We start from the raw sequence: 25,148 nt of genomic DNA on the forward strand, positions 1-25,148 counted from the left end.
TCGACGCGCGCGTTACGGCGCGTGCAGATCGACGACCGGGCCGGCCTTGCGGAACAGGTTTCCGACCAGTAGGCGCGTGCGCTGTTTGCTGCCGATGGCGTCCGTCAGATAGTCGTCGGCGTCGCGCAGGTGCGCGGCCAGGCGGCGCTGGGTCTTTTCCATGCCGAGGGTGGCGGTGATGGTCGCCTTGCCGGCGTCCTTGCCGACATCCTTGCCCGTCTGCGCGCAGTCGTTGCCGGGGACATCCAGCAGGTCGTCCTTGATCTGGAACGCGTGGCCGGCGGCCATGGCGAACGAGCGCAACGATTGCAGCACCCGTTCGTCGGCCTGGGCGATGATGCCGGCCATCTCGACGGAAAGGCCGAGCAGCACGCCGGTCTTGAGCTCGTTGGTGGTGGCGATGTCGTCGACCGAGCGTTTATGGCCGCCGTGCAAATCCTCGAATTGCCCCCGGACCAGTCCCTGCGCGCCGACCGTCTCGGCCAGCGCGCAGACCAGCCGCGTGCGGATCAGCGGCGAGATGTCTTGAGTCTGGGAAAGAATGTGGAAAGCGCGGCTGAGCAGGGCGACCGACGCCAGGATGGCGACGTTTTCGCCGAACTGGATATGCACCGTGGGCTTGCCGCGGCGCAGCTTGGCGTCGTCCATGCACGGCATGTCGTCGAGGATCAGGGAGGCGGCGTGCACCAGTTCGACCGCGCAGGCGGCGTCGAGCAGGGCCGGCGACGAGCAGCCGAGGTCGCGCGCGACCAGCATCAGCAACAAAGGGCGCATGCGCTTGCCGGTGCTCAGCGCCGCCGCGCGCATGGCCTCGGTCAGCGGGTCCGAGGGGACGCCGCCGTCGGGCAAAAAGTAACGGATACGCTCCTCGAGCTCGCGGCGCAGGTCGTCGATCTCGGTCTCCGATGGATCACCGAGCAGCTCCCTTTTGATGCCGTTGAACCGCAGTGTTTCCGTGACCATGCGCAAGTCCTTTGACGATTGACTAATAAATTCCCTTGCGGGCCATCATACCGACGCAAACTTCAACAGACCGGACTTGGGTCAATCGTGCGCGTGCCAACGCACACTTAAAAGCGGTTCATTTTTTGGACAGCCTACTCCTTATTATGGAAGGGCGCAAACCACGTGACCAGGAAAGATGGAATCGTCGCCGCCATCACCAACCAGAAGTAGTGTACATAACCGAGCGCCTGCTGCAGGTGGCCGCTGATGACGCCGGTGACCAGCATGCACAGGCCCATCAGGCCGGTGCCGAAGGCGTAGTGGGTGGTGGTGTACTTGCCCGGCGCCAGCTGCTGCATCAGGTAAATCATGAAGCCGACCGAGCCGAAGCCGAAGAAGAATTTTTCGATCGCCACGCCGGCGCTGATCAGCCAAAGGCTTTCCGGCTGGTAAATGCCCATCAGCAAGAACGTGACGTTGGGGATGTTGACCGCGCAGCACAGGATGAACAACGTGGCCGGCAGGCCGCGCCGCGCGACGAAGATGCCGCCGAGCAAGGAGCCCAGCAGCACGGCGATCAGGCCATAGGTGCCGTAGATCAGGCCGAGCATTTCGTTGGACAGTCCCAGGCCGCCCTTGGCGATCGGATCGACCATGAAGAACGGGCCGATTTTTTCCAGCAGGCCGATACTGAGGCGGAACACGAACGCGAAGCCGACCATCAGCCAGACGTCGCGCTTCTGGAAGAAGGTGACGAAGGAGTCGCGCAGGATGAACGCGGCGTCGGCCACCGACTTGGGCGCGTTTTCGGCCTTGGCGCCGTCCGGCATCACGCGCAGGTGCCACAGCGCGGTGACGACGGTGATGGCGGCGGCGATGAAGAAGATGATGCGCCACGAGTCGATCCACGCCGGGCCGAACACGCCGGCTTCGTGGTGGAAGTAGTGGGTGTGCAGCCAGCCGCTCAGGTACACCATGCCGCCCGAGGCGACGATGGGGCCGACGTTCCAGCTCAGGCTCTGGATGCCGCAGAACAGCGACTGCGTCTTCGAATCGAGCGAGGTGACATACACGCCGTCGGAGGCGATGTCCTGGGTGGCGCCGACCAGCGACAGTAGCCCGAACAGGAACACCATGATGTGCAGGTAGTTCGGCAGCGACATCGACAGCGCGACCGCGCCGAAGCCGATGCCGACGATCAGTTGCGCGCACAGCACGAAGAACTTCTTGGTGCGGTACATTTCAACGAAGGGGGCGAACAGCGGCTTGATGGTGTAGGCCAGGATCAGATAGCTGGCGTATTGCGCCGCCTCGCCGTTGCTCATGCCGAGGTTCTTGAACATGATGGAGGTGACGCTGGTGAGCATCATGTACGTCAGCGCCATCGAGAAGTACCCGGTCGGCACCCACAGCATCGGCGTGCCGCGCGCGAACATCGCGCGGAACAGCGATTGCCGGTCGCCCGGGGCGGGAGGCGCCGGCGGCTTCGGATGCTCTTGCGGCGTGGCGGAAGGTGCTGTCTGCATGGTGTCGTCCTCGTTGTTCTCTGTGGAGTGTAGCACTTGGCTCTGCGGCCAATGAGTACTGCGGGTGATGCGTCGAGTTGATTACGTAGGGCGGATTGGCGGAGCGTAATCGGCCATCAAAGAGCCGCCGGCGGCCCATTGATGGCCGATGACGGCGCGCCGCTGATCCGCCCTACGTGATTACGCCTTTACGCGGCGTGCGCGGCCTGCTCCGCGCGCTGCTGGACCAGGTAATCGCGGTACCACAGCGCGCTGTGCTTCAGGGTGCGCTTCTGCGTCGCGTAGTCGACATGGACGATGCCGAAACGCTTGGCGTAGCCCGAGTTCCATTCGAAGTTATCCAGCAAACTCCAAAGGAAGTAGCCTTGCACGTTCACGCCTTGCAGGCGGGCGTCGTTGAGGGCCTTCAGGTGGCGCAGCACGAAATCGATGCGCGCCTCGTCCGGCACTTCGCCGTTGACGACGGTGTCCGGATTGGCCATGCCGTTCTCGGTGATGTAGATCGGCGGCAGCTCGTATTCGTCGTGGAGCTTGAGCAGCAGTTCGGTCAAGCCGTCCGGGTAGATCTCCCAGCCCATGTCGGTCTTGCCCAGTTTCGCTTCCGGCTGGCGCGGCGGCACTTCGGCGCTGCAGTAGGAGCGGAAGTAGTAGTTCACGCCCAGGAAGTCGATGCGGTGCTGGATGTCCTTGAAGTCGTTGGCGTGGATCTCCGGACCGTTTTCGCCGTAGACGTCCAGCGCCAGCTGCGGGTACTTGCCCTTGAAGATGGGGTCCATGAACCACTGCACCGAGCGGGCGTATTCGAATTCGGCCATCGCGATGTCGGCCGCGCTGTCGGTGGCCGGGTCGGCGGTCCACTGATTGAGCACGATGCCCAGTTTGGCCGAGCTGCCGACCGCGCGCATCGCCTGCATCGCCAGTCCGTGCGACAGCAGCAGGTGGTGCGAGACCTGCACCGATTTTTTCAGGTCGGTCACGCCCGGCGCGAACTGCGAATTGCCATAGCCCAGGTTGGCCGTGCACCATGGCTCGTTGTGGGTCGCAATCGTTTTCAGGCGGTTGCCGAAGCGGCGCGCCACTTCGGCCGCGTAGTCGGCGAAGCGGTAGGCGGTGTCGCGATTGAGCCAGCCGCCTTCGTCCTCCAGGCCTTGCGGCAGGTCCCAATGGTACAGGGTCAGGTGGGCGTCGATGCCCTTGCTTTCCAGTTCCGCCAGCAGGCGGTCGTAAAACGCGAAGCCGGCTTCGTTCCATGCGCCTTTGCCGGTCGGCTGCACGCGCGACCAGGCCATCGAGAAGCGGTAGGCGTCCACGCCCAGGCCGGCCATGATGGCCACGTCTTCCGGGTAGCGGTTGTAGTGGTCGCAGGCGACGTCGCCGTTGGTGCCGTCGATGATCTTGCCGGGGGTGTGGCTGAAGGTATCCCAGATCGACGGGCCTTTGCCGTCGGCGCTGGCGCCGCCTTCGATCTGGAAGGCGCTGGTGGCGATGCCCCAGGTAAACGAAGGTGGGAATTGCGTGAAATCGGTCATTTTTGTCGTTCTAGCAGGTTAAACACGGGGCGGGGAGGGCATTATGACGTTTGAAAACGATTTCACGCCTCTTTTCACGATTAGACCTCAAGTCCTTGTGGGTGTCAATCTTTTGCTGACGCGGCGCCCGGGGCAGGGGGGCGACACTGATATAATGCTGCCTCATTATTTATCAGCTCATCCACCAGCTTCCATCATGTCTTCCGAAACCCCTAAAGACGGCCCGGCGCGGCCGATGCTCTACGACCCGACCGAACACCGCATCCGCAGCTTCGTCACCCGCGCCGGCCGCCTGTCGACCGCGCAGGCGCGCGCGCTGGAGGAGCAGGGGCCGAAGTTCATGATCGGCTACACCAAGGCGCCGCTCGACTACGAGCAGGCGTTCGGCCGCAAGGCGCCGGTGGTGCTGGAAATCGGCTTCGGCATGGGCGGCACCACCGCGCACATCGCCGCCGCGATGCCGGAGAAGGATTTCATCGGCGTCGAAGTGCACACGCCCGGCGTGGGCAGCCTGCTCAAGCTGATCGACGAACAGGGCCTGACCAATCTGAAGGCCATCCAGCACGACGCGGTCGAGGTGCTGAACCAGATGATCCCGGACGGCTCGCTGCACGGCGTGCACATCTTCTTCCCGGACCCGTGGCACAAGGCGCGCCACAACAAGCGCCGCCTGATCCAGGCGCCGTTCGTCCAGCTGCTGGTGCAAAAGCTGGCCGTGGGCGGCTACCTGCACTGCGCGACCGACTGGGAAGACTACGCGGTGCAGATGCTGGAAGTGCTGGGCGCCGAAGCGGGCCTGCAAAACACCGCCGACGGCTACGCGCCGCAACCGGCCTACCGTCCGCTGACCAAGTTTGAAAACCGCGGCCTGAAACTGGGCCACGGCGTGTGGGATCTGGTCTTCACCAAAAAGTAGTTATTTGGCTTGCCGGGCCAGCGCCGCGTTGAAGCGCTCGATCACATCGTCCGGCACCACCTTGCTGCACCAGAGGCGGCGCTCGGACGTATCGCGATAGATCACGTCCGAGAATTTGCCCTTGTCGTCGCGGCCGGGTAGCTCGACCCAGCTCATCATGCAGGCCGGCTCGCGGTTTTCCTTCAGTAGTACCAGCTGCTGCTTGGCCGGCGTTGGGCGGATTTCGTAGGCGATGCCGGCGGCGTCGAGGGCCTCGGTCACCGGCCTGGCCGCTTCCCCGGCCAACCGGCCCTGCGGCGTGGTGTAGTGCACCCCCGCCCGTTCGCTGTAATGCACGGTCAAGGTCTGGCCGGCGGCCGCGCCGCCCGCCATCGCCAATACCAGTGTGGCCAGCGACTTCATCACGCCTCCAGCGTCTCCATATCCAGCACCACCACATACGCCAGGCGGCTGTTCTTCCACACGCCGCCGCCGCGCACCTGCGCGTCGCAGGTGGTGATCCGGTCGGCGACTTCCTCGCGTTTCAGGTTGGCGCGGAAGGCCAGCGAGGCTTTGCGCGACAGGTAGCCGGCCATGCGGCCGTCGAGGAACACGGCGACGGCGGCGCTTTCGTACGGATTGGCGTCGTCCGGCACCAAGGTGGCCAGATACGGCACCCTGGCCGGCTGGTCGCCATGGTCGCCGGCCAGCTCCTTGAGCGTGTTCTGGTAGCGTGACTCGTTGACCACTTCGACCAGGAAGCGGCCATCGTCGGACCAGTGGAGCGCCGCCGGCGTATCCGGCGTCTCCGGCAGTGTCGGCTCGTACGGGGTGGCCGGGCGCGGTGGCAGCACCATCGGCTTGGCGGGATTGGTCTTGATGATCGCGTAGACCACCAGCGCGGTGGCGACGATGATCAACAGGGAGATGGCGAATTGCATGGCGGGTCTGTTCAAGTGCTGGCGTGTGAGGCCGACATCTTAACGCATGCCCTTGGCCTGATACACAATTTTGCCCCCGACGACAGTCTGCAGCACCTTGATGTTGGCGATGTCCTGGGCCGGGATCGTGAAGAAATTCCGGTCCAGCACGATCATGTCGGCCAGCTTGCCCACTTCCAGGGAGCCGGTCAGCGCCTCCTGGCGCAAGGTGTAGGCCGCGTTGAGGGTGATGGCGCGCAGCGCGGCCTCGCGCGTCAGGCCGGGTTGCTTGCCCAGCCGGCCGGCGTATTCCTTGCCGGCGTCCGGGGCGGCGGTGCGGGTCACGCCCACCTTGAGCGCGAACCATTCGTCCAGCGGATCGACCGGCCAGTCGCTGCCATAGGCGATGCGGGCGCCGGCGTCGAGCAGCAGCGCCTGCGGCTCGACGGTGGCGTAGCGCGCCGGCCCCATATAGTCCTTCAATGCGCCGACGGTGTCGGGCGCCGGTTTGGCCCATTGGAACGACAGCACCGGCGTCACATCGAGCTTGGCGAAGCGCGGATAGTCGGCCGGGTCGACGATTTCATCGTGCGCCAGCGCCGGACGCACGTCCTTGCCGGCGGGCGTCGAGCGCAGGTACTCGATCGCGTCCAGCGTCTCGCGCACGGCGCGGTCGCCGTCGACGTGGATGTGCGGATCGATCTTGGCGTTGGCCAGTTCCGTCAGCGTGGTCCTCAGCGCCTCCTGGGTGAAGTAGCTCGCCGGTCCGTTGCTGGCGCCGGGCTGCCAGTCCGGTTTGGCGGCGGTGCCCTTGTTGACCAGGTACGGCTCCAGCATGGCGCCGGTGAAGGCGGGCGCCGAGATCACGCCGTCCATGAACAGTTTGGCGTGGCGCACCTGCAGCGATGGCGCGACCGCTGTCGGGCCCTGGTCGAACTGCTTTTGCTGCTTGAGCAGCTCGGCGACGGCGCTTTGCGGCGTGGCGCCCTTGTCCAGATCGACCAGCACCGCGAAGTGGGCGCGCGCCGTCAGCTTGCCCTGCTTGTGCAGGTCGGTGAAGGCGGTCATCGTTTCCGGATCGGTGTAGGCGTCGAGGAAGGAGGTGATGCCCTGCTGGCGCATCGCCGCCAGCGCGGCGGTGGACGCGGCCAGGTTCTCCGCCACCGTCAGCGGCGGCAGCAAATTCATCGCCATGTCCTGGGCGGCGTCCTCCAGCAGCCCGGTGGCGTTGCCGCCGGCGTCGCGGGTGATTTTTCCGCCGGCCGGATCCTTGGTCTCGCGCGTGATGCCGGCCAGTTTGATCGCCTTGGAATTGAGCTGCACGGAGTGGCCGAACGACGAGCGAACCAGCACCGGGCGGTCGGTTTTCAGCGCGTCCAAGGTGGCGGCGGTGGTTTCCACGCCTTCCGGCAGCATCCCTTGCTGGAACCAATTGACCACCACCAGCCAGCGCTCGGGGCCCGAGGGTTTGCCACTGAGCTTGTCCTTGTCGATGCAGGCCTGGATGCGCGACTGGAACTGGGCGACCGTCAGCGCTTGATAATCGAGGCTGCAATTGAGCAGGCGGCTGCCGCCCGATTGCGGATGCATATGGCCGTCGACCAGTCCGGGCATCAGCATGCGCCCTTTCAGGTCGACGACTTTGGTGGCCTTGCCGGTCAGCGGCTGGAGGCCGGCGTTGTCGCCGACGTAGACGATGCGGCCGGCGCGCACTGCCAGCGCCTGTTGCACGCTGTCCTTGGCGTCCACGGTGTAGATGTAGCCGTTGCGGTAGACGGTATCGGCGGGTGGTGCGGCGGCGTGCGCTGAAACAGCGGCCAGTAAAGTCAGTCCTGCGAAATAAGCCCTGCTGGTCATGCGTCCCCCGGGTTATGCGGCCTCCATTGGTTTGGTGCGCGGCGCCAGCGGCAGAAACGCCAGCAGGTTCCCCGCCAACACCAGCGCCAGCCCGCTCAAGGCGAGCGGCGTCCAGTGGTAGCCTTCGTAAATGGTCGATATGGTCAGTGCCACGATGGGGAATAATACCGTGGAATAGGCCGCGCGGTCCGGTCCTATGCGCCCGACCAGCAGCAAATACGCGGTGAAGCCGATCACCGAGCCTGGAATGGCGAGGTACAGCAGCGCGCCCAGGTAGCGCGGCGACGGATCGAGCGCGAACGGCATCCCCATCGCCAGTGCGGCCAGGCCCAGGGTGGTCGAGCCGATCAGCATGGCCCAGGTGTTGGTCAATGCCGGCGTCAGTCCCAGCGACTGCATGCGGCTCGACAGCAGGTTCCCGCACGAGAAGCACAAGGTGCCGGCCAGGGTCAGCGCGAGGCCGAACAGCACCTTGCTGTCGTTCCAGTGGCCGGCCATCTGCGGCGCGAACAGCAGCACGATGCCGCCCAGGCCGAGCAGGGCGCCCATCATCACCTGGCGGCGGATCGGCCGGCCGAGGAAGATGCGGCCGTTGATCGCGTTCCACAGCGGCGCGGTGGAGAACACCACCGCTTCCAGCCCGCTGGCGACCCACTGGCTGGCGTAGTAGAAGCACAGGAAGTTCAGGCAAAACAGCGCGATCCCCTGCGCGAACAGGTAGGGCCAGGCCTGGCGCGGCGGCCACCAGGGTTTGCGGGTGATCAGCAGGAAGGCCATCAGCACGGCTGCCGCCAGCCAGAAACGGTAGGCGATCGACACCGGCGCCGGCACCACGCCCAGTTGGAAGGTGATGGCGATCCAGGTGGTGCCCCAGATCAGGACAGTCAGCAAATAGAGGAAGATATTCATGCCGTCAGCATGCCGTAGCGGCGGGGCCGGCGGCTTGTCTGAAATTGCGCATTTCGCGGCGGCGGCGCGGCCGTGACGCGCGCCCGTGCTAGACTTTATCCATCATGCCCGCACGTTCCCCTCTCAAATCGCCAGCTCCCGCGCCCGACGGGCTGATTTCGCACGCCGTGTTCCGGACCATGTCGGAAACCGACGCGCAGCTGGAGCGTTTCGCCTGGCTGGGCGACGATCTGGCCGTCGCCATCTGGCGGCGCGACACCGAGATCGCCGAGACCAGCTACAACAAGCCGGGTCACCACACGCTGTCGTACTACATGGGCGGCGGCTATCGCACCGAGCGCGGCGAGCTGCCGGGGCTTTATGGCGCGCCGAAACGGCTTTGCACGCTGCCGGACTGGCACGAATCGAGCTGGATGGTGCGCGGGCCGCTGCGCTTCTTGCACGTCTACTTTTTGCCCGAGCATTTCACGCGGCGCGCGGTGGTGGAGCTGGACCGCGAGCCGCGCGAGCTGACCCTGGCCGACCGCACCTATTTCGAGCATGAGCGCATCGGCGCCTTGTGCGCCGGACTGGCGCGGATGTCGTGGGAGGGGCCGGACGCGCGGCTGCGCGCCAACGAGGTGACGCACGAGACCCTGAGCCATCTGCTGCTGTCGCAATCGATGCCGGCGCCGGCGCAGCGGGTGCGCGGCGGGCTGGCGCCGGCGGTGCGGCGCCGTCTGGCCGACTACATCGAGGCGAATCTGGCGCGGCCAATGTCGCTGGCGACGTTGGCGCAGCTGGCGTGCATGTCGGAGTATCACCTGGCGCGCATGTTCAGGATTTCGTTCGGCATGCCGCCGTCGGCGTGGGTGGCGCAGCGGCGCATCGAGCACGCGCGGCGGTTGTTGAAAACCACCAGCCAGCCCTTGCAGCAGATCGCCGACGCCTGCGGGTATGCGGATTTAAGCCATTTCAGCCACCGCTTCCGCGACAGCGTCGGCGCGCCGCCAAGCCGGTGGCGGAGCGTCGTGGCGTAGGGAGGCTACCCGGGTTGCGCTGGCTTTTCCCACGAAAAGCCCGGCGCGTAAATGTGATAGCCGTCGAAATCGCCCTTGCCGATCGCCACCCCGCGGCTGCGCGCGATCGCGTACACCATGCTCAGGTGGAAATAGAAATTCGGCAGGATATATAAATTCAGGTATTCGTCGGCCGGCAGCGCCAGGTCGGCGAAGCCCGCGCGGTCGCGGCAGATGCGGTCCGCCGGTCCGTTGAATTGGGACGGCGGGATGTCGGCGATAAAACGCATCGTCTCGACCACCTGCCACTGCAATCCGGCGAACGAGATCTCGTCGCCATCGAAGCTGACCACCGGCACCCCGGCCAGCGGGCAGCAGCCGCGCAGCGCGAAATTGGCGGTGGCCCGCACATGCTGCGCAAACGGCAGCATGTCCTCATGCAGGCGCGCCGCCAGCAGAGCGCCGCCGGCTTCACCGTCGGCCGCCTCGATCTTGCCCAACATCCCGCACAACTGCGCGAGCGAACGATGGAACATCGCCGACGGATGCATGGTTACTCCATTTCGCTGATCATGGCGACGATCTCGTCGCCGTAGGACGCCAGTTTTTTCTCGCCGACGCCGGAGATGCCGCGCAGGTCCGACAAGGTGGTCGGCCGCGCCTTGGCGATCTCGCGCAAGGTGGCGTCGTTGAAGATGATGTACGCCGCCACGTCGTGCGCGCGCGCCGTCTCCACCCGCCACCAGCGCAGCTTGTCGAAGATGGCCTGTTCGCCGGTCGACAGGTCGCTCTCCACATAGCCCTTGGAGGCGCGGCCGGCGCTTTTCTGCTTGACCGGTTTCTGGTACTGCCGCAGCTGCACTTTTTGTCCGCCCTTGAGCACCGGCCGCGCGGCGTCGGTCAGCTTGAGCGAGCTGTATGACTCGTGGTCGACCGTCACCAGCCCGAGCGCGATGGCCTGGCGCAGGATGGCGCGCCATTCCTGCTCGCTGCGGTCGGCGCCGATGCCGAACACCGACAGCGAATCGTGGTGCCAGGTCTTGATGCGTTCGGTCTCGACCCCGCGCAGCACTTCGATCACATGGCCGGCGGCGAAGCGCTGGTCGACGCGGTACACCGCCGACAGCAGCTTTTGCACCGGCACCGTGCCGTCGAACGACACCGGCGGAATCAGGCAGGTGTCGCAGTTGCCGCACGGGCCGGAGCGCTCGCCGAAATAGTCGAGCAGGCGCACGCGCCGGCAGCTCAGCGTTTCGCACAGCCCCAGCATCGCGTCGAGCTTGTTGCCCAGCACGCGCTTGAAGGTTTCGTCGGCCTCCGATTCGTCGATCATGCGCCGCTGCAGCACCACATCCTGCAAACCGTAGGCCATCCAGGCGTTGGCGGGGGCGCCGTCGCGGCCGGCGCGGCCGGTCTCCTGGTAGTAGCCTTCGATGCTTTTCGGCAGATCGAGGTGGCAGACGAAACGCACGTCCGGCTTGTCGATGCCCATGCCGAAGGCGATCGTGGCGCACATGACGATGTTTTCCTCGCGCAGGAACTTGGCCTGGTTGGCCGCGCGCTTGGCGTGGTCCATGCCGGCGTGGTAGGCCATCGCGCGCACGCCGTTTTCGTTGAGGAACTCGGCGGTTTCCTCGACCTTTTTGCGCGACAGGCAGTAGACGATGCCGCAGTCGCCGCCGTGCTCGGTGGTGATGAAGTCGAGCAATTGCTTGCGGCCGTTGGCCTTCTCGACGATCTGGTAGCGGATGTTGGGGCGGTCGAACGACGAGACGAACTGCATCGCGTCGCCCAGTTGCAGGCGGTGCACGATCTCGGCGCGGGTTTGCGGGTCGGCGGTGGCCGTCAGCGCGATGCGCGGCACGTTCGGGAATTGCTCGTGCAGCACCGACAGTTTGATGTACTCGGGCCGGAAGTCGTGGCCCCATTGCGAGACGCAGTGCGCTTCGTCGATGGCGAACAGCGCGATCTTCGACGCCTGGAACAGGTTCAGGCAGCGCTCGGTCATCAGCCGCTCGGGGGCGACGTAGACCAGGTCGATCTCGCCGGTGCGCACCAGGCGCTCGATGCGCTGGGCTTCCTCGTAGGTCTGGGTGGAGTTCAGGAAGGCCGCGCGTACGCCGACCTCGGCCAGCGCGTCGACCTGGTCCTGCATCAGCGCGATCAGCGGCGAGATGACCACGCCGACGCCGTCGCGCACCAAGGCCGGAATCTGGTAGCACAGCGACTTGCCGCCGCCGGTGGGCATCAGCACCAGCGCGTCGCCGCCGCCGCTGACGTGGCCGACAATTTCCGCCTGCTGGCCGCGGAAGGCCGGATAACCGAACACGGTTTGCAGCAGGTCGAGGGCGCGTTCGTTATTTTCCTGGTGATTCATGATGCCACTGCAACTACTCAAAAAGTTAGTCCTTCCAGACGATCACGCCAGTGTAACCTGTGATGAGCACCAGCAGGCCAAAAGCGATGCGATACCACGCAAATATCGTGAAAGTATGGGTGGCGATATAGCGCAGCAGCCAGCGCACGCAGAAGAACGCGGAAATAAACGCCGCCACCGTGCCGAGGGTAAACATCGGCAGGTCCGACACCGACAGCAGCGCGCGCGCCTTGTACAGCGAGTAGGCCGAGGCGATCAGCAGGGTCGGAATGCCGAGCAGGAAGGAAAACTCGGTGGCCACCTGGCGCGACAGGCCGAACATCATGCCGCCGATGATGGTCGCGCCGGAGCGGCTGGTGCCCGGAATCAGCGCGAAGGCCTGCGCGATGCCCATTTTTAAGGCATCGAGCGCCGTCATGTCTTCGACCGAGCGCACGCGCACGCTGACCGGGTTGGCCGCCGCGTGGCGCTCGACCAGCAGGATGATGATGCCGCCGACGATCAGCGCGATCGCCACCGGCACCGGCTTGAACAGATAGGTCTTGAGCAGGTTGCCGAAGATCAGGCCCAGCACGGCCAGCGGCAGGAAGGCGATGCCGATGTTGAGGACGAAGCGCTGCTGGGCGCGGTCCGAGGTCACGCCGGCGAAGGCCTTGGCGATGCGGGCGCGGTACTCCCAGCAGACGGCGAAGATGGCGCCGGCCTGGATCACGATTTCAAACACGTTCATTTGTTCTTCCATGCCCTGGAAGCCCAGCAGGTGCTCCGCGAGGATCAGGTGGCCGGTCGAGGAGATCGGCAGGAATTCCGTGAAACCTTCGACGAGGCCCATGATGATGGCTTTTAGTGCGAGGACAATATCCATGTAATTAAGTAGTTACGCGAGGGAGTTTGAGGGAGTGCCGCGAAGTGCATAGCGCCGGGGTCGAAGCTTACCATGTTCGGCGTTGTCTTTTCGTAATCTAACTCAACCGTAATACCGCGATGGTGCGATGCGGCATAAAAAAGCCCGTGGCGCGCGTGTTTCGCCGCGTGGCGACAGCCGTTGTGGACGCATCGGGAGCGTGTTGCAGCGCATCGCGAAGATGCCTGCGAGATAACGTTCGGGGGTCAGCGCAGCTGCAGCACACGCGCCATTTCGCCGCTTTTCTCCAGCGCGTCGAGGGCGGCGCTGACCTGTTCGACGGTGACGCGGCCCTTGCGCGAGACCGCGCAACCGCTCTTGACCTCGCTGACGACCAGCAGGTTGTAGCCGGCCGCCAGCTCGCCGTGCGGAAATTGCTTCTGGATCGATTGGCCGGTGGTCAGGAAGTAGTCGAAGCGCCCGGCCTGCCATTTGCGCACCGTCAGGTTGAGCGACGGCGCGTCGTCGCGCAGGAAGTCGGCGCCGAGCTTTTGTTCGATGTCCGGATAGTGGAAGCCGAGCACGGTGCCGACGGTTTTGCCGCGCACCGCGTCGATCGACATCGGCGCCGGCACCCGCTTCGAGGCGATCAGCACTTCGGAGGTGGGAATGAAGGTGCGGCTCCAGTTGAAGTCGCCCTTGAACCAGGCCGGCAGATAGCCGCACACGACGTCGCCCTCGCCCGATTCGAGCGCGCTCGTCATGCGTTTGCGCGGCAGGCCGACGAACTGCACCGGCATGCCCAGCTGCTTGCCCAGCGCGTTGCCCAGCGCCTCTTGGAAGCCGCCCTTGCGCGGACCCGACTGGGCCGGTGCGTCCTCGATCTTTTGCACGAAGCGCAGCGCGGGCTTGGCCGGTGCCGCCGCCGCCGTCGATGCCATCAACGGCTGCGCCGCCAGCAGCGCGGCGGCAAGCGGGGGGAGTAGTGCACGGAGTGATGCGGTCATGCGGCGCCCGGGGATGTTGACTTGCCAGAAGGTAGCCGATTCCCCGCGCGCCGTCAATCGAATGACGGCGCCGATCACGCCGCCGATGACGGCGGGAACGAGCGCTCCACCTCGGCGATCTCGGCGCGCAGCCACGCGCTGAAGTGGGCGATCTTGCCCATCCCGCGCTTGCCGGGGTTGACCAGCAGCCGGTAGCCGCGCTCGTAGGTGGCGGTGAAGCCGGGAATCATCTTCAGCGCGCCGCTGCGGATATCCTCGTAGGCGATCGTGTAGTGGGTCAGGCCGACGCCGTGGCCGGCCAGCGCCGCCTGCACCAGCACCGCCGCGTTGGTGTAGGAGCGCGAGAAGTCGTGCTTTCCTTTGAGCAGGCCGTGGTCGCGCAGCAGCCTGATCCAGTTGTCGGTCGAGTCCTCGTACAGCAGCGGAAAACGCCGCAAGTCGGCCGGCGTCAGCGCCGTCTCGCCGGGCGCCAGCAGCGACGGGCTGTAGACCGCCACCAGCCGCACGTGGAACAGAAAGTCGGGATCGTCGTGGTCGACCGTCATGATGCGCAGCGCGACGTCGGTGTTGTCGTCGTTGAGATCGACCAGCCGGTCGGTCGAGTCGATGCGGATATCGAGCTCCGGATGCAGCTTGGTGAAGCGGTCGATGCGTTGCACCAGCCATTTGATCGCCAGCGAGTGGGTGGTCGAGATGCGCAGGATTTTCTCCTCGTCGCCGCCGCGCAGCGCCTCGACCTTGGCGCGCAGCTCGCCGAGCACGCGGCGCACCGTCACCGCCAGCTCCTGGCCTTTTTCCGTCAGCGTGATGTGGCGCGGGTGGCGGATGAACAGCTCGAACCCGAGCGCGGCCTCGAGCTGCTTGACCTGCAGGCTGATCGCCGCCGGCGTCTTGTGCAACTCCTGCGCGGCCAGCTTGAAGCTGCCCCAGCGGGCGGCGCAGTCGAAGTCGACCAGGCCGGAGAGCGAACGCAACGGTTTGTTCATGGAGTTCCGAGGTTAAGTTTTTCTTATGCATCAAGCGAAAATAACTCGTTTGATCGCGCGTGCATGCGGGATGAAAATATACCCCATGCGCCGATCAAACTCCATGAGTAAGATTTATTGATGGGAAGGCGCCAATGAACCAGCCAGGAGGCATCATGTCCCGCTCCACCATTCCTTCGCCTCAGGTCGTCCATCCAAGTGCGGGCGCGCGCGCGTCCCGCGCGGGCTTTTACGGGCGCGTGGTCGCCCAGCTGCTGCGGATGTTGGCGCAGATGGCGGTGCGCTAGGGGCCGCGCGTGTCAATCCGATCCGGGCTGGTGGCTTGCTCGAGATCGTTCAACCAGCGTATCGCCATCTCTCGGCTGGTTCCGCACATATCTTCGGCCGGCTGTAATCCTGCACAAAACGCTGGCCGTTCCGGTTGTCCGAAGATGAGGCATCGATTATCTTCTCCGAGTTGCACGCATTTGACGCCAGCCGGTTTCCCGTGTGGCATGCCCGGTATCGGACTCGTAATCGAGGGGGCGATGCAGCACGCCCCGCAGTTGTCGCGGCAGTTCATGGCATCTCTTTAGTGGACAAGCGGTTCGCCGTTGGGCATACCGCGGAGGGCGCTGGAGAAGGGGGGGGCGGTGCGGCAGGCGCCACAGCGCGGGCGGCGTGCCATCGCCGGTGTGGTCGAGGTCATAGGGCCGGTATTTTACCCGGCTTTGCCGGCGGCCAGCCATTTCTCGATGTGGCCGGCGACCCAGGCGCCGTCGTCCAGCGGCAGGTCGTGGCCGGCGTCGGGATGCTCGCGGTGCTCGGCTTGCCAGGCCTCGGCCAGCCGGCGCGAGCAGCGCGGGTCGACCAGCTGGTCGCCGGCGCTGCTCAACACCAGCAGCGGCACGGCGGGACGCGCCGCCGGCGCGCGGAAACGCGCCGCCGACCACAACTGGCGCAGCGCGTTGGCGCGCGTGACGGGGTATTCGCGCTGGTAGCCCAACCAGCGGTTCAGCAGGCCGGCGCGTTCGGCGGCGTCGCCGTGGCGGCTGGTCAGGCGCAGGATCAGCCGTTCCTGCTGTTCGACGCCGCCGTCGAGCAACTGGCGCACGATGGCGCCATAGTTCCGCCAGCGCAGCCGCTCGTGGAAGCGGCTGTAGGGACGCATGCTGGTGTTGATCAGCACGCAGCGGGTCAGCTCGCCCGGATGGCGGCTGGCCCATTCCACCGCCACCATGCCGCCCAGCGACAGCGCCAGCAGCGAGTAGGGCGGGCGCACGCCGCGCGCCAGCAGATCCTGGCGGCAGAAGGCCACCATGTCGGCCACCGCCGTCGGACTGCGCAACGCGTGCCGCTGGCCGTTGCCGGGCAGGTCGGGAGTGACGATTTCGGCGCCGGCCACGGTCTCGGCCAGCTGGTTGGGGAAACGCCCCCAGTGGCGTTGCTCGCGCATCAGGCCGCGCAACAGCACCCAGGGGCCGGCGCCGGCAGGAAGTGGCGTGCTCATGAGTGATACCACTGCGACAACGCGCGCCGGTGTTGCACCTTGCGCGCCAGGCCCTCCGGCATCCAGCGTCCGTGGCTGTTGGCGGCCCGCATCAGGAAGTCGAACCAGATCAGGTGGCGCCGCAGCACCCGCTGCAGGCGGTGCGCCGCCGTCGGATTGAAGAAGGCCACGCGGTCGAAGATCTGGCGCGGATTTTTCTTCACCCACAGCCACGAACCCATCTCCAGGGTCAGCGGCAGGAACGCGCGGTCGCTGCCGGTGGTGCCGTTCAGGTACAGGTAATCCCACAGGTCGCCATGGGTGCGGTACTGGCGGCTTTGCGGCTCGAACACGTAGTTATGATTGGGATAGCTCTGGGTGAACAGTTGCTCGAGCGCGCCGATGTCGGCCAGGTGCGCAATCGGCGTGGCCGTGTGGGCGTGCGGGAACCAGATGCGGTCGCGCAGGCCGAAGCCGGAGTGGCAGTCGAGCGCCATGCTGAACTGGCGCGTCAGCAGCTCGCGCGTGACCAGGTCGCAGACGGCCTGGCTTTCCGGCTCCATCGGCGCGCCGGCCACCCCGCGATACCACGGCAGATGATGGCTGTAGCGCTGGCCGCCCAGCATGAACGGCACTTTTTCCACCGCGCTCAGCGGCGCGTTGCGCATCAGATCGACGCCCTGCGGATTGCAGCGCGTGGCTTGCCACATGCCGCCCGGATTGACCAAGGGCATGAACACCAGCCGCATCGATTCGAGTTGCTGGTGCAGCGTGCTGTCCCAGCGCAGCCGCGCCAGCAGGCTTTCGAGGAACGACAGGATCACTTGCGTGCCGATCCGTTCCAGGCCGTGGATGCCGCCGAAAAAACCCAGCGCCGGCACGTCCGGACTCGGATTGCCCAGCGCGATCGTATAGACGGGAAACCGGCGGCCGTCCATGGCCACCGTGCAGGGGGTGGCGACTTCCAGATGACGCCCGCCTTCGTCGATCAGACGTTTCAGGGTGATCAGTTCGGGCAGGTTCTTCTCGGGCATGTAGGCGGCGGAGGATAGCGGTGACCGACAGTGTAGCCCACTCGCGGCAGGTTTGCGTTATGTTGAATGTTGTTTTGTATTTAATGTTATCCTGTGGGAATATTGTGACATCCACCCACAACGGGAGCTTACCCATGACAGCAAGAACAGTACTTTCGACCACCATCGCCGCCTCCACCATGCTGGTGCTGGCGCTGGGCGGCGCCCCGGCGCTGGCGCAAAACGGCGTGTCCAACTTCACGCCGTCCGAGAAAATCTCGCTCGGCACCATGTCCATCCTGGCCGCGCCGGTGGTCAGCGTGGCCGGCTCCGCCCATGGCGATTCGTCCGGCCCGGCCGCCGGCTCGGGCGCGGTGGCCCTCGGCGGCGCCTACGTCGTCAGCGGCGTCGGGCAAAGCCTGGCGGACGGCGTCGAGGTGGTGCTGACCTCGGTCGGCTCGGCAGGCAAGCTGTCGGTCAAGCTGGCCGGCAAGACGGCCAACGCGATCGGCCTGTCGGTCGGCACGACGGTGCAGGTGGTGTCCGAGACCACCGGCACCCTGCTGGTCGCCTCGGGCAAGGTGGTGGCCTTCATTCCCAACGCGTTGGGCGAGGCGCTGTTGTCGCAAAAACGCCTGCCGGCGCAATGAGCGGGCGCACGCTGCGGCGCGCGGCGGGCATGGTCGCCGCGCTCGCCATGCTGGCCGCCGCGCCGGCGCATGCCGGGCGTTCCTGCGAAGAGCATCCGGTGACGCAGACCGCGCTGGCCGATGCGCTGGCCACCGGCCAAGCCCTGCAGGCCGCGCTGGACGCCACCGGCAGCGACGTGGCGATGGTCGCGCGCCAGGGACAGGATCTGTCCAAGTATGGCCTGAAGTACAGCCACGCCGGGCTGGCGTTCCGCGCCGCGCCGGGGCAGCCGTGGCGGGTGTACGAGCTGCTCAACGAATGCGGCACCGCCGATTCCGCGTTGTGGGTCGACGGCCTGGCCAATTTCTTCCTGGATGATCCGTTCACGCTCGATGCGCTGGTGGTCGTGCCGCCGCCGAAAACGGCCGCGAAGCTGGCCGAGGTGCTGCGCGATCCGGCGGCCCTGCACGGCTTCCATGGCAGCCGCTACAGCATGGTGGCCTATCCGTTCGCCACCAAGTACCAGAACTCCAACCAGTGGGTGCTGGAGGTGCTGGCCTCGGCCGGCGCCAGCGATGTCCGCATCCGCACCCGCGAGCAGGCGCAGTCGTGGCTGAAGATGGTCGGCTACACGCCGACCGAGATGCGCATCGGTCCGCTGACGCGGCTGGGCGGGCGCGTGTTCAAGGCCCACATCGCCTTCGACGACCATCCCAGCGCGCTGCGCTTTTCCGACCGCATCAACGCGGTCACCGTCGATTCGATGCTGGCGTTCGTGCGCGCGCGCGACGAGGGCTGGCGCGTGCAGGAGATCAAGGGCCGCCGCTGACCGTTGCACCGGCTGTCCGCCCGCCGGGGCGCCTGCAAGACGGCTGCGGCATGCGCGATCGGGTGGGTGCGTGGCGCCCGAGGCGGTCAGACCACTTGAAATTGTGGTCTGATAGGTAAACGTTTAATTAGTGCTTGACGTAATGATCGACCTTGCCTAGCCTTCGTATCGGAGACACCAATTACCGATATAAATAGAAAGGTTGAAAATGAAGCAATTGTCCAGCCGACTGACCCTGCTGGTAGCCGCCGTCCTGGCCGCCGGCGCCGTTTGCGCCGAAGGCCCGTTCCGCAATCCCGACAATAAAAGCGCCAACGACGCCGGCGAGGGCACCTATCCGGTGCCGTACAAAAAGCCGACCGAGGCCGAGATCGTCGGCGCGCTCGAGCGCGTGCGCGGCTACATCGACAGCATCACGCCGACCCGCATCGTCGACAAGGCGACCGGCAAGCCGGTCACCGACCTCAAGAAGCCGGTCGCGGGCGCCGTGTTCGAGCCGTCGCCGGGCGACTTCGGCCTGATGGTGTACGAGATGGGCGTGATCCACTCCGGCCTGCTGAAAGCGGCCGAGGTCACCGGCGACAAGCGCTACAGCGACGTCACCCGCCGCCACCTGCAATTTTTCAAGGACGCGCAGCCGTACTTCCAGGCGCAGGAAACCCAGTTCAAGCTGGGCCGCGCCAACAGCTTCAGCCGCTTCCTGGAGCCGCGCTCGCTCGACGACAGCGGCTCGATGTGCGCCGCGCTGGTGCGCGCCCGCTTCGCCAAGGTCGGCCCCGACCTCAAGGGCATGATCGACACCTGCAGCGGCTACGTGCAGAAGAAGCAGTACCGGCTCGATGACGGCACCTTCGCGCGCCAGCGTCCGCAGGCCTCGTCGCTGTGGGCCGACGACATGTACATGGGCATTCCGGCGCTGGCCGAGATGGGCCACCTGACCGGCGACAAGGCCTGGTTCGACGACGCCGCCTCCAACGTGCTGACGATGGCGCAGCGCCTGTACAACGAGCGCAACGGCCTGTTCACGCACGGCTGGAACGCCAACAACCCGGACGCGCCGCGCTTCTACTGGGCGCGCGCCAACGGCTGGGCGGTGCTGTCGATGAGCGACCTGCTCGACGTGCTGCCGAAGGACCACCCGGCCTATCCGAAGGTGCTGGCCCAGTTGCGCGCCAGCCTGCGCGGCATCGCCGAGCTGCAGTCCGGCACCGGCCTGTGGCACCAGATGCTCGACCGTAACGACTCCTACCTGGAGACGTCGGCCACCGCGATTTTCGTCTACGTCTACGCGCACGCGATCAACCAGGGCTGGATCAGTCCGACCACCTACGGCTCGATCGCCCAGGCCGGATGGATCGGCCTGAGCACGCGCATCAACGCCAAGGGCCAAGTGGAAGGCACCTGCGTCGGCACCACGTTCGCCAGCGACCAGGTGTACTACTACAACCGCCCGGTCAGCGTCGACGCCATGCACGGCTACGGTCCGGTGCTGCTGGCCGGCGCCGAGATGGTCAAGCTGCTCAAGAATCCCGCCATCGACATCCAGCACAAACTGCGCACCTATCACTACATGCCGCGCGAGAACGGATCGAAGATCAGCGAGCACTGATCGCCGGATGCGGCGGCACGCTGGGCCGGGCCCGCTTGCGAAATTCCTGGACAAGCGGTTTTAACGGATCGGAATTCAGTCCAGGCCCTGTAATTGTGTCGACATCGGCGAAAGTGCCGCCGTCATGGCAAAAAATGTAACCGGAGATGGTGGTTTTCGTTATTAAAATAGACTATGGCAAGCGGGGAAATGCGGCCACACTTCATGCTGCGAAAACTTTCGCCTGATTCTGGCGCCAATATGAAAAATCCATCCCGCAGCCGCGTTGCCGGCCTGTTCTTCCTTGCGCTCGTGTCGTCGATCGCCGCCCCGGTGGCGGCGCGGGCGGCGCCACCGGCGTTCGCTGCCATTTTTGGCGATCACGCCGTGTTGCAGCGCGGCGAACCCTTGACCGTATGGGGCACGGCGGACCCGGGGCAGCGCGTGTCGGTGAGCCTGGGCGGCGAAACCGCCGAGACGAAAGCTTCGCCGGGCGGCGCTTGGCGGCTGGCCATGCCGGCGATGGCTGCGGGCGGGCCGCATCGGTTGACCGTCTCCGGCGGCGGCGCCGCCACCACGCTCAATGACATCATGATCGGCGACGTCTACCTGTGCGGCGGCCAGTCGAACATGGCGTTCCCGGCGCGGCTGTCGACCGGCGCGTGGTCCGACCTTCCCGCCAATCCGGATCTGCGCTTCGTCAATGTTCAAAACGTCAGCGAAGCGGCCGTCCAGGGCGATCTGGCGCGGCCGCTGGCATGGCAGGTGGTGTCGCCCAAGACGGCCGGCGAGGCGTCGGCGGTGTGCTACTACATGGCGCGCGCGCTGCAACAGCGACAGAAGGTGCCGGTCGGCTTCATCAATTCGAGCTGGGGCGGCACCACGATCCAGGGCTGGATCGGCGCGTCGTCGCTGAAGACTTTGCCCGCCTACGCAAAGCGGCTCGACGCGCTGGCCGACATGGCGTCGAATCCGGCCAAGGCGATGGCCGGCGAGGCGCGCCGGCACCAGCAATGGTGGGAGGCGCACGATCCGCAGGCCAAGGCGCAGCGCGCGTGGAGCGCGCCGGACTTCGACGACGCCGCCTGGCCCGCCGTAACGCCAGCTGGGTCGTGGAAGGAGGCCGGCATCGCGGCGCTGGCGGACTTCGATGGCTCCGCGTGGTTCCGCACCTCCGTGACGCTGGACGAGGCGCAGGCGCGGGCCGCGAACAAGCTCCAGCTCGGCCCTATCGACACCTACGACAGCACCTGGGTCAACGGCGTGCGCGTGGGCGGCGGCAGCACCGCCTGGGTGTGGCGCGACTATCCCGTGCCGGCCGGCGTGTTCAAGCCGGGCCGTAACGTCATCGCCGTTCACGTGCTTAGCGGCGGCACTGGCGGCGGCTTGACCGGGCAGCCGGAACATCGCGGCGTCAGTACCGGCGACGGCAAGTTCATCGCCCTGTCGGCGCCGTGGAAGTATCAAGTGGGCACGCGCTTGAAAGGGTTGTCGATCCCGCCGGCGCCGTGGGATATTCCGACCAGCCTGTCGACCTTGCACAACGCGATGATCGCGCCGCTGGCCGGCTACAAGTTCAAACTGGCGGCGTGGTACCAGGGCGAGTCCAACGCCGGCGAGCCGAAGGAGTACGAGACCTTGCTGCCGCTGTTGATCGCCGATTGGCGCAAGACCTTCGGCCAGCCGCGGTTGCCCTTCCTGGTCGCCCAATTGTCGTCGTTCGGCGCGGTCGCGACCAAGCCGGCTGAGTCGAATTGGGCGCGGTTACGCGAGGCCCAGGCCAAAACCGTCCGCAACGACGCGCATGCCGGCCTGGCCGTCACCATCGACGTCGGCGACCGCGCCGATATTCATCCGCCGCAAAAAGCGATCGTGGGCGAACGGCTGGCCCGGGCGGCGCGCGCGCTGGCCTACGGCGAGGCGATCGCGCCCGGCGGGCCGGAGGCGACCGGCGTGACGCGGGCGGGCGAGGACTTGCTGGTCAAATTCAAGAGCGCCGGTGGCGGCTTGCGTACCTATAGCGCGGGCCACGCGATCGGTTTCGAGGCGTGCGCCGGCGCAGAGTGCCGTTATGTGCTGGCGGCGCCGCAAGGCGACACGGTGGTCTTGAAAGGGGCCAACGCCCCGGGCACGACGCATGTCCGCTATGCCTGGGCCGACGCCCCCTTCGTGAATCTCTACGGCGCCGAGGACCTGCCGGCGGCGCCGTTCGAGCTGGAGGTCAGGTAAGCGGGCAATCAGATCCATGTGGAGGATGACTTGAACAAGAAGAAGACCGACGGTGTGGAAAAGAGTGTTTCGGAAGGCCGGCGGCAGTTGCTGGTATCGGCCGGACTGGCGATGGCGTTTCCCGGACTGGCCGGCGCCACGATGGTCGCCACGCCGGCCGGCGGCGGCCGCGAAAACCTGGAGTTGTGGTACCAGCGCCCGGCAGGCGCTTGGGTTGAAGCGCTACCGGTCGGCAATGGCCGCCTGGGGGCGATGTGCTTCGGCCGCGTGGCCCAGGAACGCATCCAGCTGAACGAGGACACGCTGTTCGCCGGCGGGCCGTATGACCCGAACAACCCGCGTTCGCTGGAGGCACTGCCGGCGATCCGGAAGCTGGTCGATCAGGGCAAGCTTGCCGAGGCGGCCGACATGATCTCCTCCTCGATGATGGCCCAGCCATTGATACAGATGCCGTATGGCGCGGCCGGCGACCTGCTGCTCGACTTCGCGGGCCTGGCGGGCGCCGGCGACTACCGGCGTTCGCTCGAACTGGACACCGCCATCGCCACCACGCGTTTCAACGACGGCAAGGCGCGGCATCTGCGCGAGGTGTTCGCCAGCGCGCCCGACCAGGTACTGGTGATACGCCTGACAGCGCAGGGCGGCACGCTCGATTTCGACCTCGGTTACCGTCACCCGGCCGCCGCCAGGTACGGCGACACCGATTACGACGGCCGCCGGAAAGGGACATCGGCGCCGATCGGCGTGGCGTGGGACTACCTTGAACCGCCGCGCGCCGGCGAGCGCCCGTCCACGCTGTCCGTGCGCGCCGATGGTGGCGACGCGCTGCTGGTCGAAGGCCGCAACATCGAGGCGGCCGGCATACCGGCGGCGCTGCGTTACGCGGTGCGCGTGAAGGCCGTCGGCGACGGCACGATCACGCCGCGCGGCGACCGCATCGAGGTGCGCGGCGCCCGCACGGTGACGCTGCTGGTGGCGGCGGCGACCAGCTACGTCAACTATGCCGACGTCGGCGGCGATCCGCTCAAGACCGTGCGTGCGCAGACCGAGGCGGCCGCCGCCAAACCGTATGCGCGCCTGCGCGCCGCGCACCTGGCGGCGCACCGGAAGCTGTTCCGCCGGCTGTCGCTGCGCATCGGTTCCAGCGCCGGCGCCAATGCCGCCGCGTCCGCGCCGACCAACGAACGCATCGCCGCCGTCGAGGCGCGCGCGGACGCCGCGCTGGCGGCGCTGTACGTGCAGTACGGCCGTTATCTGTTGATGTCGTCGTCGCGCCCGGGCAGCCAGCCGGCCAACCTGCAAGGCCTGTGGAACGAGGGCACCAATCCGCCGTGGGGCTCGAAGTACACCATCAACATCAACACCCAGATGAATTACTGGCCGGCCGAATCGGCCAACCTGGGCGAATGCGTCGAGCCGCTGCTGCGCATGGTCGAGGATTTGTCGGTCACCGGCGCCGTCACCGCGCGCAAGGGCTACGGCGCGCGCGGCTGGATGGCGCACCACAACACCGATCTATGGCGCGCCGCCGCGCCCATCGACGGCCCCAAGTGGGGGATGTGGCCGTGCGGCGGCGCATGGCTGTGCCAGTCGTTGTGGGAGCACTACGAATACAATCCGGACCAGGCCTGGCTGCGCCGCATCTACCCGCTGCTGAAGGGGGCGGCGTTGTTCTTCGTCGACACGCTGGTCGAAGACCCGCAGGGCAGGGGACTGGTCACGTCGCCATCGATCTCGCCCGAGAACGAGCACCACAAAGGCGTGGCCACCTGCGCCGGTCCGGCGATGGACCGCCAGATCGTGCGCGACCTGTTTGGCTGGACGCTCAAGGCCCACGCGCTGCTCGAGGATGGCGACGCCGCCTTCGCCGCCACGCTGGAGACGATGCGCGCGCGCCTGCCGGCCGACCGCGTCGGCGCGCAGGGGCAGTTGCAGGAATGGCTGGAGGATTGGGACGCCGGCGCGCCGGAGCAGCAGCACCGCCACGTATCGCATCTGTACGCGGTGTATCCGAGCGAGCAAATCAACGTGCGCGACACGCCGGAGCTGATCGCGGCGGCCAAAGTCACCCTCAACACGCGTGGCGACAAATCGACCGGCTGGGCCACGGCGTGGCGGCTGGCGCTGTGGACGCGCATGGGCGAGGGCGAGCGCGCCTACTCGATCCTGCAAGGGCTGCTGGGACCGGAGCGCACCTATCCGAACATGTTCGACTCCCATCCGCCGTTCCAGATCGATGGCAACTTCGGCGGCGCGGCGGCGATCCTGGACATGCTGGTGCAGTCCTGGGGCGGCGAGATCCACATCCTCGCGGCGCTGCCCAAGGCCTGGCCGGAAGGTTCGCTGCGCGGCGTGCGCGCCAAGGGCGGCGTCGAGCTGGACCTGGACTGGGCCGGCGGCCGGATGACGCGCCTGCGCCTGCGCGGCAAACCGGGCGACAAGGTCCGGGTACGCTACCGCGACCGCGTACTACAGGTGGTGCTGGATAAAAAAGGCGCCGGCGCGGTGCTGTAGCCGTGGGGCTTTTGCTTTCCCGCGCGGCTGACCATTTCAGGGCCCGGGACGGGGCCGGCGGCTAGAGGGCGACTACAGGGACCG

General features: G+C 66.4%; 23 protein-coding genes. 8 read left to right on the forward strand and 15 right to left on the reverse strand.

What is annotated here, in order from left to right; translation table 11 throughout:
• Window positions 1–12: 12 nt before the first annotated feature.
• From BMX85_RS24705 to BMX85_RS24715, 3 genes are all read right to left on the reverse strand, one after another.
• A complete protein-coding gene (locus BMX85_RS24705; protein WP_090325152.1) occupies window positions 13–963 on the reverse strand; it encodes a polyprenyl synthetase family protein in 951 nt (316 codons plus the stop codon).
• 134 nt (window positions 964–1,097) lie between these two features.
• A complete protein-coding gene (locus BMX85_RS24710) occupies window positions 1,098–2,471 on the reverse strand; it encodes an MFS transporter (RefSeq protein WP_090325435.1) in 1,374 nt (457 codons plus the stop codon).
• Between the two features lie 188 nt (window positions 2,472–2,659).
• Window positions 2,660–4,000 carry a GH1 family beta-glucosidase gene (locus tag BMX85_RS24715; RefSeq protein ID WP_090325154.1) on the reverse strand — a complete coding sequence of 447 codons (1,341 nt, stop codon included), beginning with the start codon at window positions 3,998–4,000 and terminating at the stop codon, window positions 2,660–2,662.
• 196 nt (window positions 4,001–4,196) lie between these two features.
• Between BMX85_RS24715 and trmB the strand changes: the two genes are divergently transcribed.
• Window positions 4,197–4,916 carry a tRNA (guanosine(46)-N7)-methyltransferase TrmB gene (gene trmB / locus BMX85_RS24720; protein WP_373924115.1) on the forward strand — a complete coding sequence of 240 codons (720 nt, stop codon included), beginning with the start codon at window positions 4,197–4,199 and terminating at the stop codon, window positions 4,914–4,916.
• On the opposite strand, the gene BMX85_RS24725 is transcribed toward trmB, so the two are convergent.
• The 4 genes from BMX85_RS24725 to BMX85_RS24740 are packed head-to-tail and all read right to left on the reverse strand — an operon-like array spanning window position 4,917 to window position 8,581.
• Window positions 4,917–5,318, reverse strand: coding sequence for a hypothetical protein (locus BMX85_RS24725; protein ID WP_090325158.1), 402 nt, complete (start codon window positions 5,316–5,318; stop codon window positions 4,917–4,919).
• The gene (locus BMX85_RS24730) at window positions 5,318–5,836 is read right to left on the reverse strand and encodes a hypothetical protein (protein ID WP_090325160.1); all 519 of its coding nucleotides are present in this window, start codon (window positions 5,834–5,836) and stop codon (window positions 5,318–5,320) included. The genes BMX85_RS24725 and BMX85_RS24730 overlap by 1 nt, the downstream gene beginning before the upstream one ends.
• A gap of 39 nt (window positions 5,837–5,875) precedes the next feature.
• A complete protein-coding gene (locus tag BMX85_RS24735; RefSeq protein ID WP_090325164.1) occupies window positions 5,876–7,672 on the reverse strand; it encodes an amidohydrolase in 1,797 nt (598 codons plus the stop codon).
• Between the two features lie 12 nt (window positions 7,673–7,684).
• On the reverse strand, window positions 7,685–8,581 hold the full coding sequence (locus BMX85_RS24740) for a DMT family transporter (protein WP_090325167.1): 897 nt from the start codon (window positions 8,579–8,581) through the stop codon (window positions 7,685–7,687).
• 104 nt (window positions 8,582–8,685) lie between these two features.
• Between BMX85_RS24740 and BMX85_RS24745 the strand changes: the two genes are divergently transcribed.
• Window positions 8,686–9,600 carry an AraC family transcriptional regulator gene (locus tag BMX85_RS24745; protein WP_090325169.1) on the forward strand — a complete coding sequence of 305 codons (915 nt, stop codon included), beginning with the start codon at window positions 8,686–8,688 and terminating at the stop codon, window positions 9,598–9,600.
• Between the two features lie 5 nt (window positions 9,601–9,605).
• On the opposite strand, the gene BMX85_RS24750 is transcribed toward BMX85_RS24745, so the two are convergent.
• The 5 genes from BMX85_RS24750 to BMX85_RS24770 all read right to left on the reverse strand — a co-directional run bounded on the left by BMX85_RS24750 (window position 9,606) and on the right by BMX85_RS24770 (window position 14,793).
• Window positions 9,606–10,130, reverse strand: coding sequence for a DUF1993 domain-containing protein (locus BMX85_RS24750; protein ID WP_090325171.1), 525 nt, complete (start codon window positions 10,128–10,130; stop codon window positions 9,606–9,608).
• Between the two features lie 2 nt (window positions 10,131–10,132).
• Entirely contained in the window at window positions 10,133–11,956 is a 1,824-nt protein-coding gene (recQ, locus tag BMX85_RS24755) for a DNA helicase RecQ (protein ID WP_090325173.1), read from the reverse strand.
• 25 nt (window positions 11,957–11,981) lie between these two features.
• Window positions 11,982–12,821 carry an undecaprenyl-diphosphate phosphatase gene (locus BMX85_RS24760; RefSeq protein WP_090325175.1) on the reverse strand — a complete coding sequence of 280 codons (840 nt, stop codon included), beginning with the start codon at window positions 12,819–12,821 and terminating at the stop codon, window positions 11,982–11,984.
• 245 nt (window positions 12,822–13,066) lie between these two features.
• Window positions 13,067–13,807, reverse strand: coding sequence for a substrate-binding periplasmic protein (locus BMX85_RS24765; RefSeq protein ID WP_090325183.1), 741 nt, complete (start codon window positions 13,805–13,807; stop codon window positions 13,067–13,069).
• 74 nt (window positions 13,808–13,881) lie between these two features.
• The gene (locus tag BMX85_RS24770; protein ID WP_090325184.1) at window positions 13,882–14,793 is read right to left on the reverse strand and encodes a LysR substrate-binding domain-containing protein; all 912 of its coding nucleotides are present in this window, start codon (window positions 14,791–14,793) and stop codon (window positions 13,882–13,884) included.
• A 155-nt stretch (window positions 14,794–14,948) separates the two neighbouring features.
• On the opposite strand from BMX85_RS24770, the gene BMX85_RS31340 reads away from it, so the two are divergent.
• On the forward strand, window positions 14,949–15,080 hold the full coding sequence (locus BMX85_RS31340) for a hypothetical protein (protein ID WP_255372394.1): 132 nt from the start codon (window positions 14,949–14,951) through the stop codon (window positions 15,078–15,080).
• Here BMX85_RS31340 and BMX85_RS24775 read toward each other — a convergent pair.
• The 3 genes from BMX85_RS24775 to BMX85_RS24785 all read right to left on the reverse strand — a co-directional run bounded on the left by BMX85_RS24775 (window position 15,077) and on the right by BMX85_RS24785 (window position 17,295).
• Window positions 15,077–15,355: a YkgJ family cysteine cluster protein gene (locus BMX85_RS24775; RefSeq protein ID WP_090325186.1), complete on the reverse strand. Its 279-nt coding sequence runs from the start codon at window positions 15,353–15,355 to the stop codon at window positions 15,077–15,079. The two genes, BMX85_RS31340 and BMX85_RS24775, sit on opposite strands and share 4 nt — an antisense overlap.
• A gap of 138 nt (window positions 15,356–15,493) precedes the next feature.
• Window positions 15,494–16,282, reverse strand: coding sequence for an alpha/beta fold hydrolase (locus BMX85_RS24780; protein ID WP_090325188.1), 789 nt, complete (start codon window positions 16,280–16,282; stop codon window positions 15,494–15,496).
• Window positions 16,279–17,295, reverse strand: a complete 1,017-nt coding sequence (locus tag BMX85_RS24785) for a M14 family zinc carboxypeptidase (protein ID WP_090325190.1) — start codon at window positions 17,293–17,295, stop codon at window positions 16,279–16,281. Before BMX85_RS24785 ends, BMX85_RS24780 begins: the two co-directional genes overlap by 4 nt.
• Window positions 17,296–17,429: 134 nt before the next feature.
• On the opposite strand from BMX85_RS24785, the gene BMX85_RS24790 reads away from it, so the two are divergent.
• The 5 genes from BMX85_RS24790 to BMX85_RS24810 all read left to right on the forward strand — a co-directional run bounded on the left by BMX85_RS24790 (window position 17,430) and on the right by BMX85_RS24810 (window position 25,064).
• Window positions 17,430–17,924 (forward strand): hypothetical protein, encoded by a 495-nt coding sequence (locus BMX85_RS24790; protein ID WP_177196880.1) that lies wholly within the window; start codon window positions 17,430–17,432, stop codon window positions 17,922–17,924.
• Window positions 17,921–18,733, forward strand: coding sequence for a DUF2145 domain-containing protein (locus tag BMX85_RS24795; protein WP_090325197.1), 813 nt, complete (start codon window positions 17,921–17,923; stop codon window positions 18,731–18,733). Before BMX85_RS24790 ends, BMX85_RS24795 begins: the two co-directional genes overlap by 4 nt.
• A gap of 208 nt (window positions 18,734–18,941) precedes the next feature.
• Window positions 18,942–20,342 (forward strand): glycoside hydrolase family 88/105 protein, encoded by a 1,401-nt coding sequence (locus BMX85_RS24800; protein WP_229210658.1) that lies wholly within the window; start codon window positions 18,942–18,944, stop codon window positions 20,340–20,342.
• 240 nt (window positions 20,343–20,582) lie between these two features.
• Window positions 20,583–22,550, forward strand: coding sequence for a sialate O-acetylesterase (locus BMX85_RS24805; protein WP_090325199.1), 1,968 nt, complete (start codon window positions 20,583–20,585; stop codon window positions 22,548–22,550).
• 30 nt (window positions 22,551–22,580) lie between these two features.
• Window positions 22,581–25,064, forward strand: a complete 2,484-nt coding sequence (locus BMX85_RS24810) for a glycoside hydrolase family 95 protein (RefSeq protein WP_218147406.1) — start codon at window positions 22,581–22,583, stop codon at window positions 25,062–25,064.
• The last annotated feature ends 84 nt before the right edge of the window (window positions 25,065–25,148 follow it).

Source organism: Duganella sp. CF517 (assembly GCF_900110275.1).
In the GTDB taxonomy this organism is placed as follows: Bacteria; Pseudomonadota; Gammaproteobacteria; order Burkholderiales; family Burkholderiaceae_D; genus Rugamonas.

What these genes read in the sequence shown, in the direction of transcription:
- BMX85_RS24735 (WP_090325164.1), bottom strand. Translation starts at nt 7,672, where the DNA reads ATGACCAGCAGGGCTTATTTCGCAGGACTGACTTTACTGGCCGCTGTT.
- BMX85_RS24765 (WP_090325183.1), bottom strand. Translation starts at nt 13,807, where the DNA reads ATGACCGCATCACTCCGTGCACTACTCCCCCCGCTTGCCGCCGCGCTG.
- trmB (WP_373924115.1), top strand. Translation starts at nt 4,197, where the DNA reads ATGTCTTCCGAAACCCCTAAAGACGGCCCGGCGCGGCCGATGCTCTAC.
- BMX85_RS24710 (WP_090325435.1), bottom strand. Translation starts at nt 2,471, where the DNA reads ATGCAGACAGCACCTTCCGCCACGCCGCAAGAGCATCCGAAGCCGCCG.
- BMX85_RS24785 (WP_090325190.1), bottom strand. Translation starts at nt 17,295, where the DNA reads ATGCCCGAGAAGAACCTGCCCGAACTGATCACCCTGAAACGTCTGATC.
- recQ (WP_090325173.1), bottom strand. Translation starts at nt 11,956, where the DNA reads ATGAATCACCAGGAAAATAACGAACGCGCCCTCGACCTGCTGCAAACC.
- BMX85_RS24740 (WP_090325167.1), bottom strand. Translation starts at nt 8,581, where the DNA reads ATGAATATCTTCCTCTATTTGCTGACTGTCCTGATCTGGGGCACCACC.
- BMX85_RS24775 (WP_090325186.1), bottom strand. Translation starts at nt 15,355, where the DNA reads ATGAACTGCCGCGACAACTGCGGGGCGTGCTGCATCGCCCCCTCGATT.
- BMX85_RS24705 (WP_090325152.1), bottom strand. Translation starts at nt 963, where the DNA reads ATGGTCACGGAAACACTGCGGTTCAACGGCATCAAAAGGGAGCTGCTC.
- BMX85_RS24805 (WP_090325199.1), top strand. Translation starts at nt 20,583, where the DNA reads ATGAAAAATCCATCCCGCAGCCGCGTTGCCGGCCTGTTCTTCCTTGCG.
- BMX85_RS24750 (WP_090325171.1), bottom strand. Translation starts at nt 10,130, where the DNA reads ATGCATCCGTCGGCGATGTTCCATCGTTCGCTCGCGCAGTTGTGCGGG.
- BMX85_RS24725 (WP_090325158.1), bottom strand. Translation starts at nt 5,318, where the DNA reads ATGAAGTCGCTGGCCACACTGGTATTGGCGATGGCGGGCGGCGCGGCC.
- BMX85_RS24780 (WP_090325188.1), bottom strand. Translation starts at nt 16,282, where the DNA reads ATGAGCACGCCACTTCCTGCCGGCGCCGGCCCCTGGGTGCTGTTGCGC.
- BMX85_RS24800 (WP_229210658.1), top strand. Translation starts at nt 18,942, where the DNA reads ATGAAGCAATTGTCCAGCCGACTGACCCTGCTGGTAGCCGCCGTCCTG.
- BMX85_RS24795 (WP_090325197.1), top strand. Translation starts at nt 17,921, where the DNA reads ATGAGCGGGCGCACGCTGCGGCGCGCGGCGGGCATGGTCGCCGCGCTC.
- BMX85_RS24770 (WP_090325184.1), bottom strand. Translation starts at nt 14,793, where the DNA reads ATGAACAAACCGTTGCGTTCGCTCTCCGGCCTGGTCGACTTCGACTGC.
- BMX85_RS31340 (WP_255372394.1), top strand. Translation starts at nt 14,949, where the DNA reads ATGTCCCGCTCCACCATTCCTTCGCCTCAGGTCGTCCATCCAAGTGCG.
- BMX85_RS24760 (WP_090325175.1), bottom strand. Translation starts at nt 12,821, where the DNA reads ATGGATATTGTCCTCGCACTAAAAGCCATCATCATGGGCCTCGTCGAA.
- BMX85_RS24730 (WP_090325160.1), bottom strand. Translation starts at nt 5,836, where the DNA reads ATGCAATTCGCCATCTCCCTGTTGATCATCGTCGCCACCGCGCTGGTG.
- BMX85_RS24715 (WP_090325154.1), bottom strand. Translation starts at nt 4,000, where the DNA reads ATGACCGATTTCACGCAATTCCCACCTTCGTTTACCTGGGGCATCGCC.
- BMX85_RS24745 (WP_090325169.1), top strand. Translation starts at nt 8,686, where the DNA reads ATGCCCGCACGTTCCCCTCTCAAATCGCCAGCTCCCGCGCCCGACGGG.
- BMX85_RS24790 (WP_177196880.1), top strand. Translation starts at nt 17,430, where the DNA reads ATGACAGCAAGAACAGTACTTTCGACCACCATCGCCGCCTCCACCATG.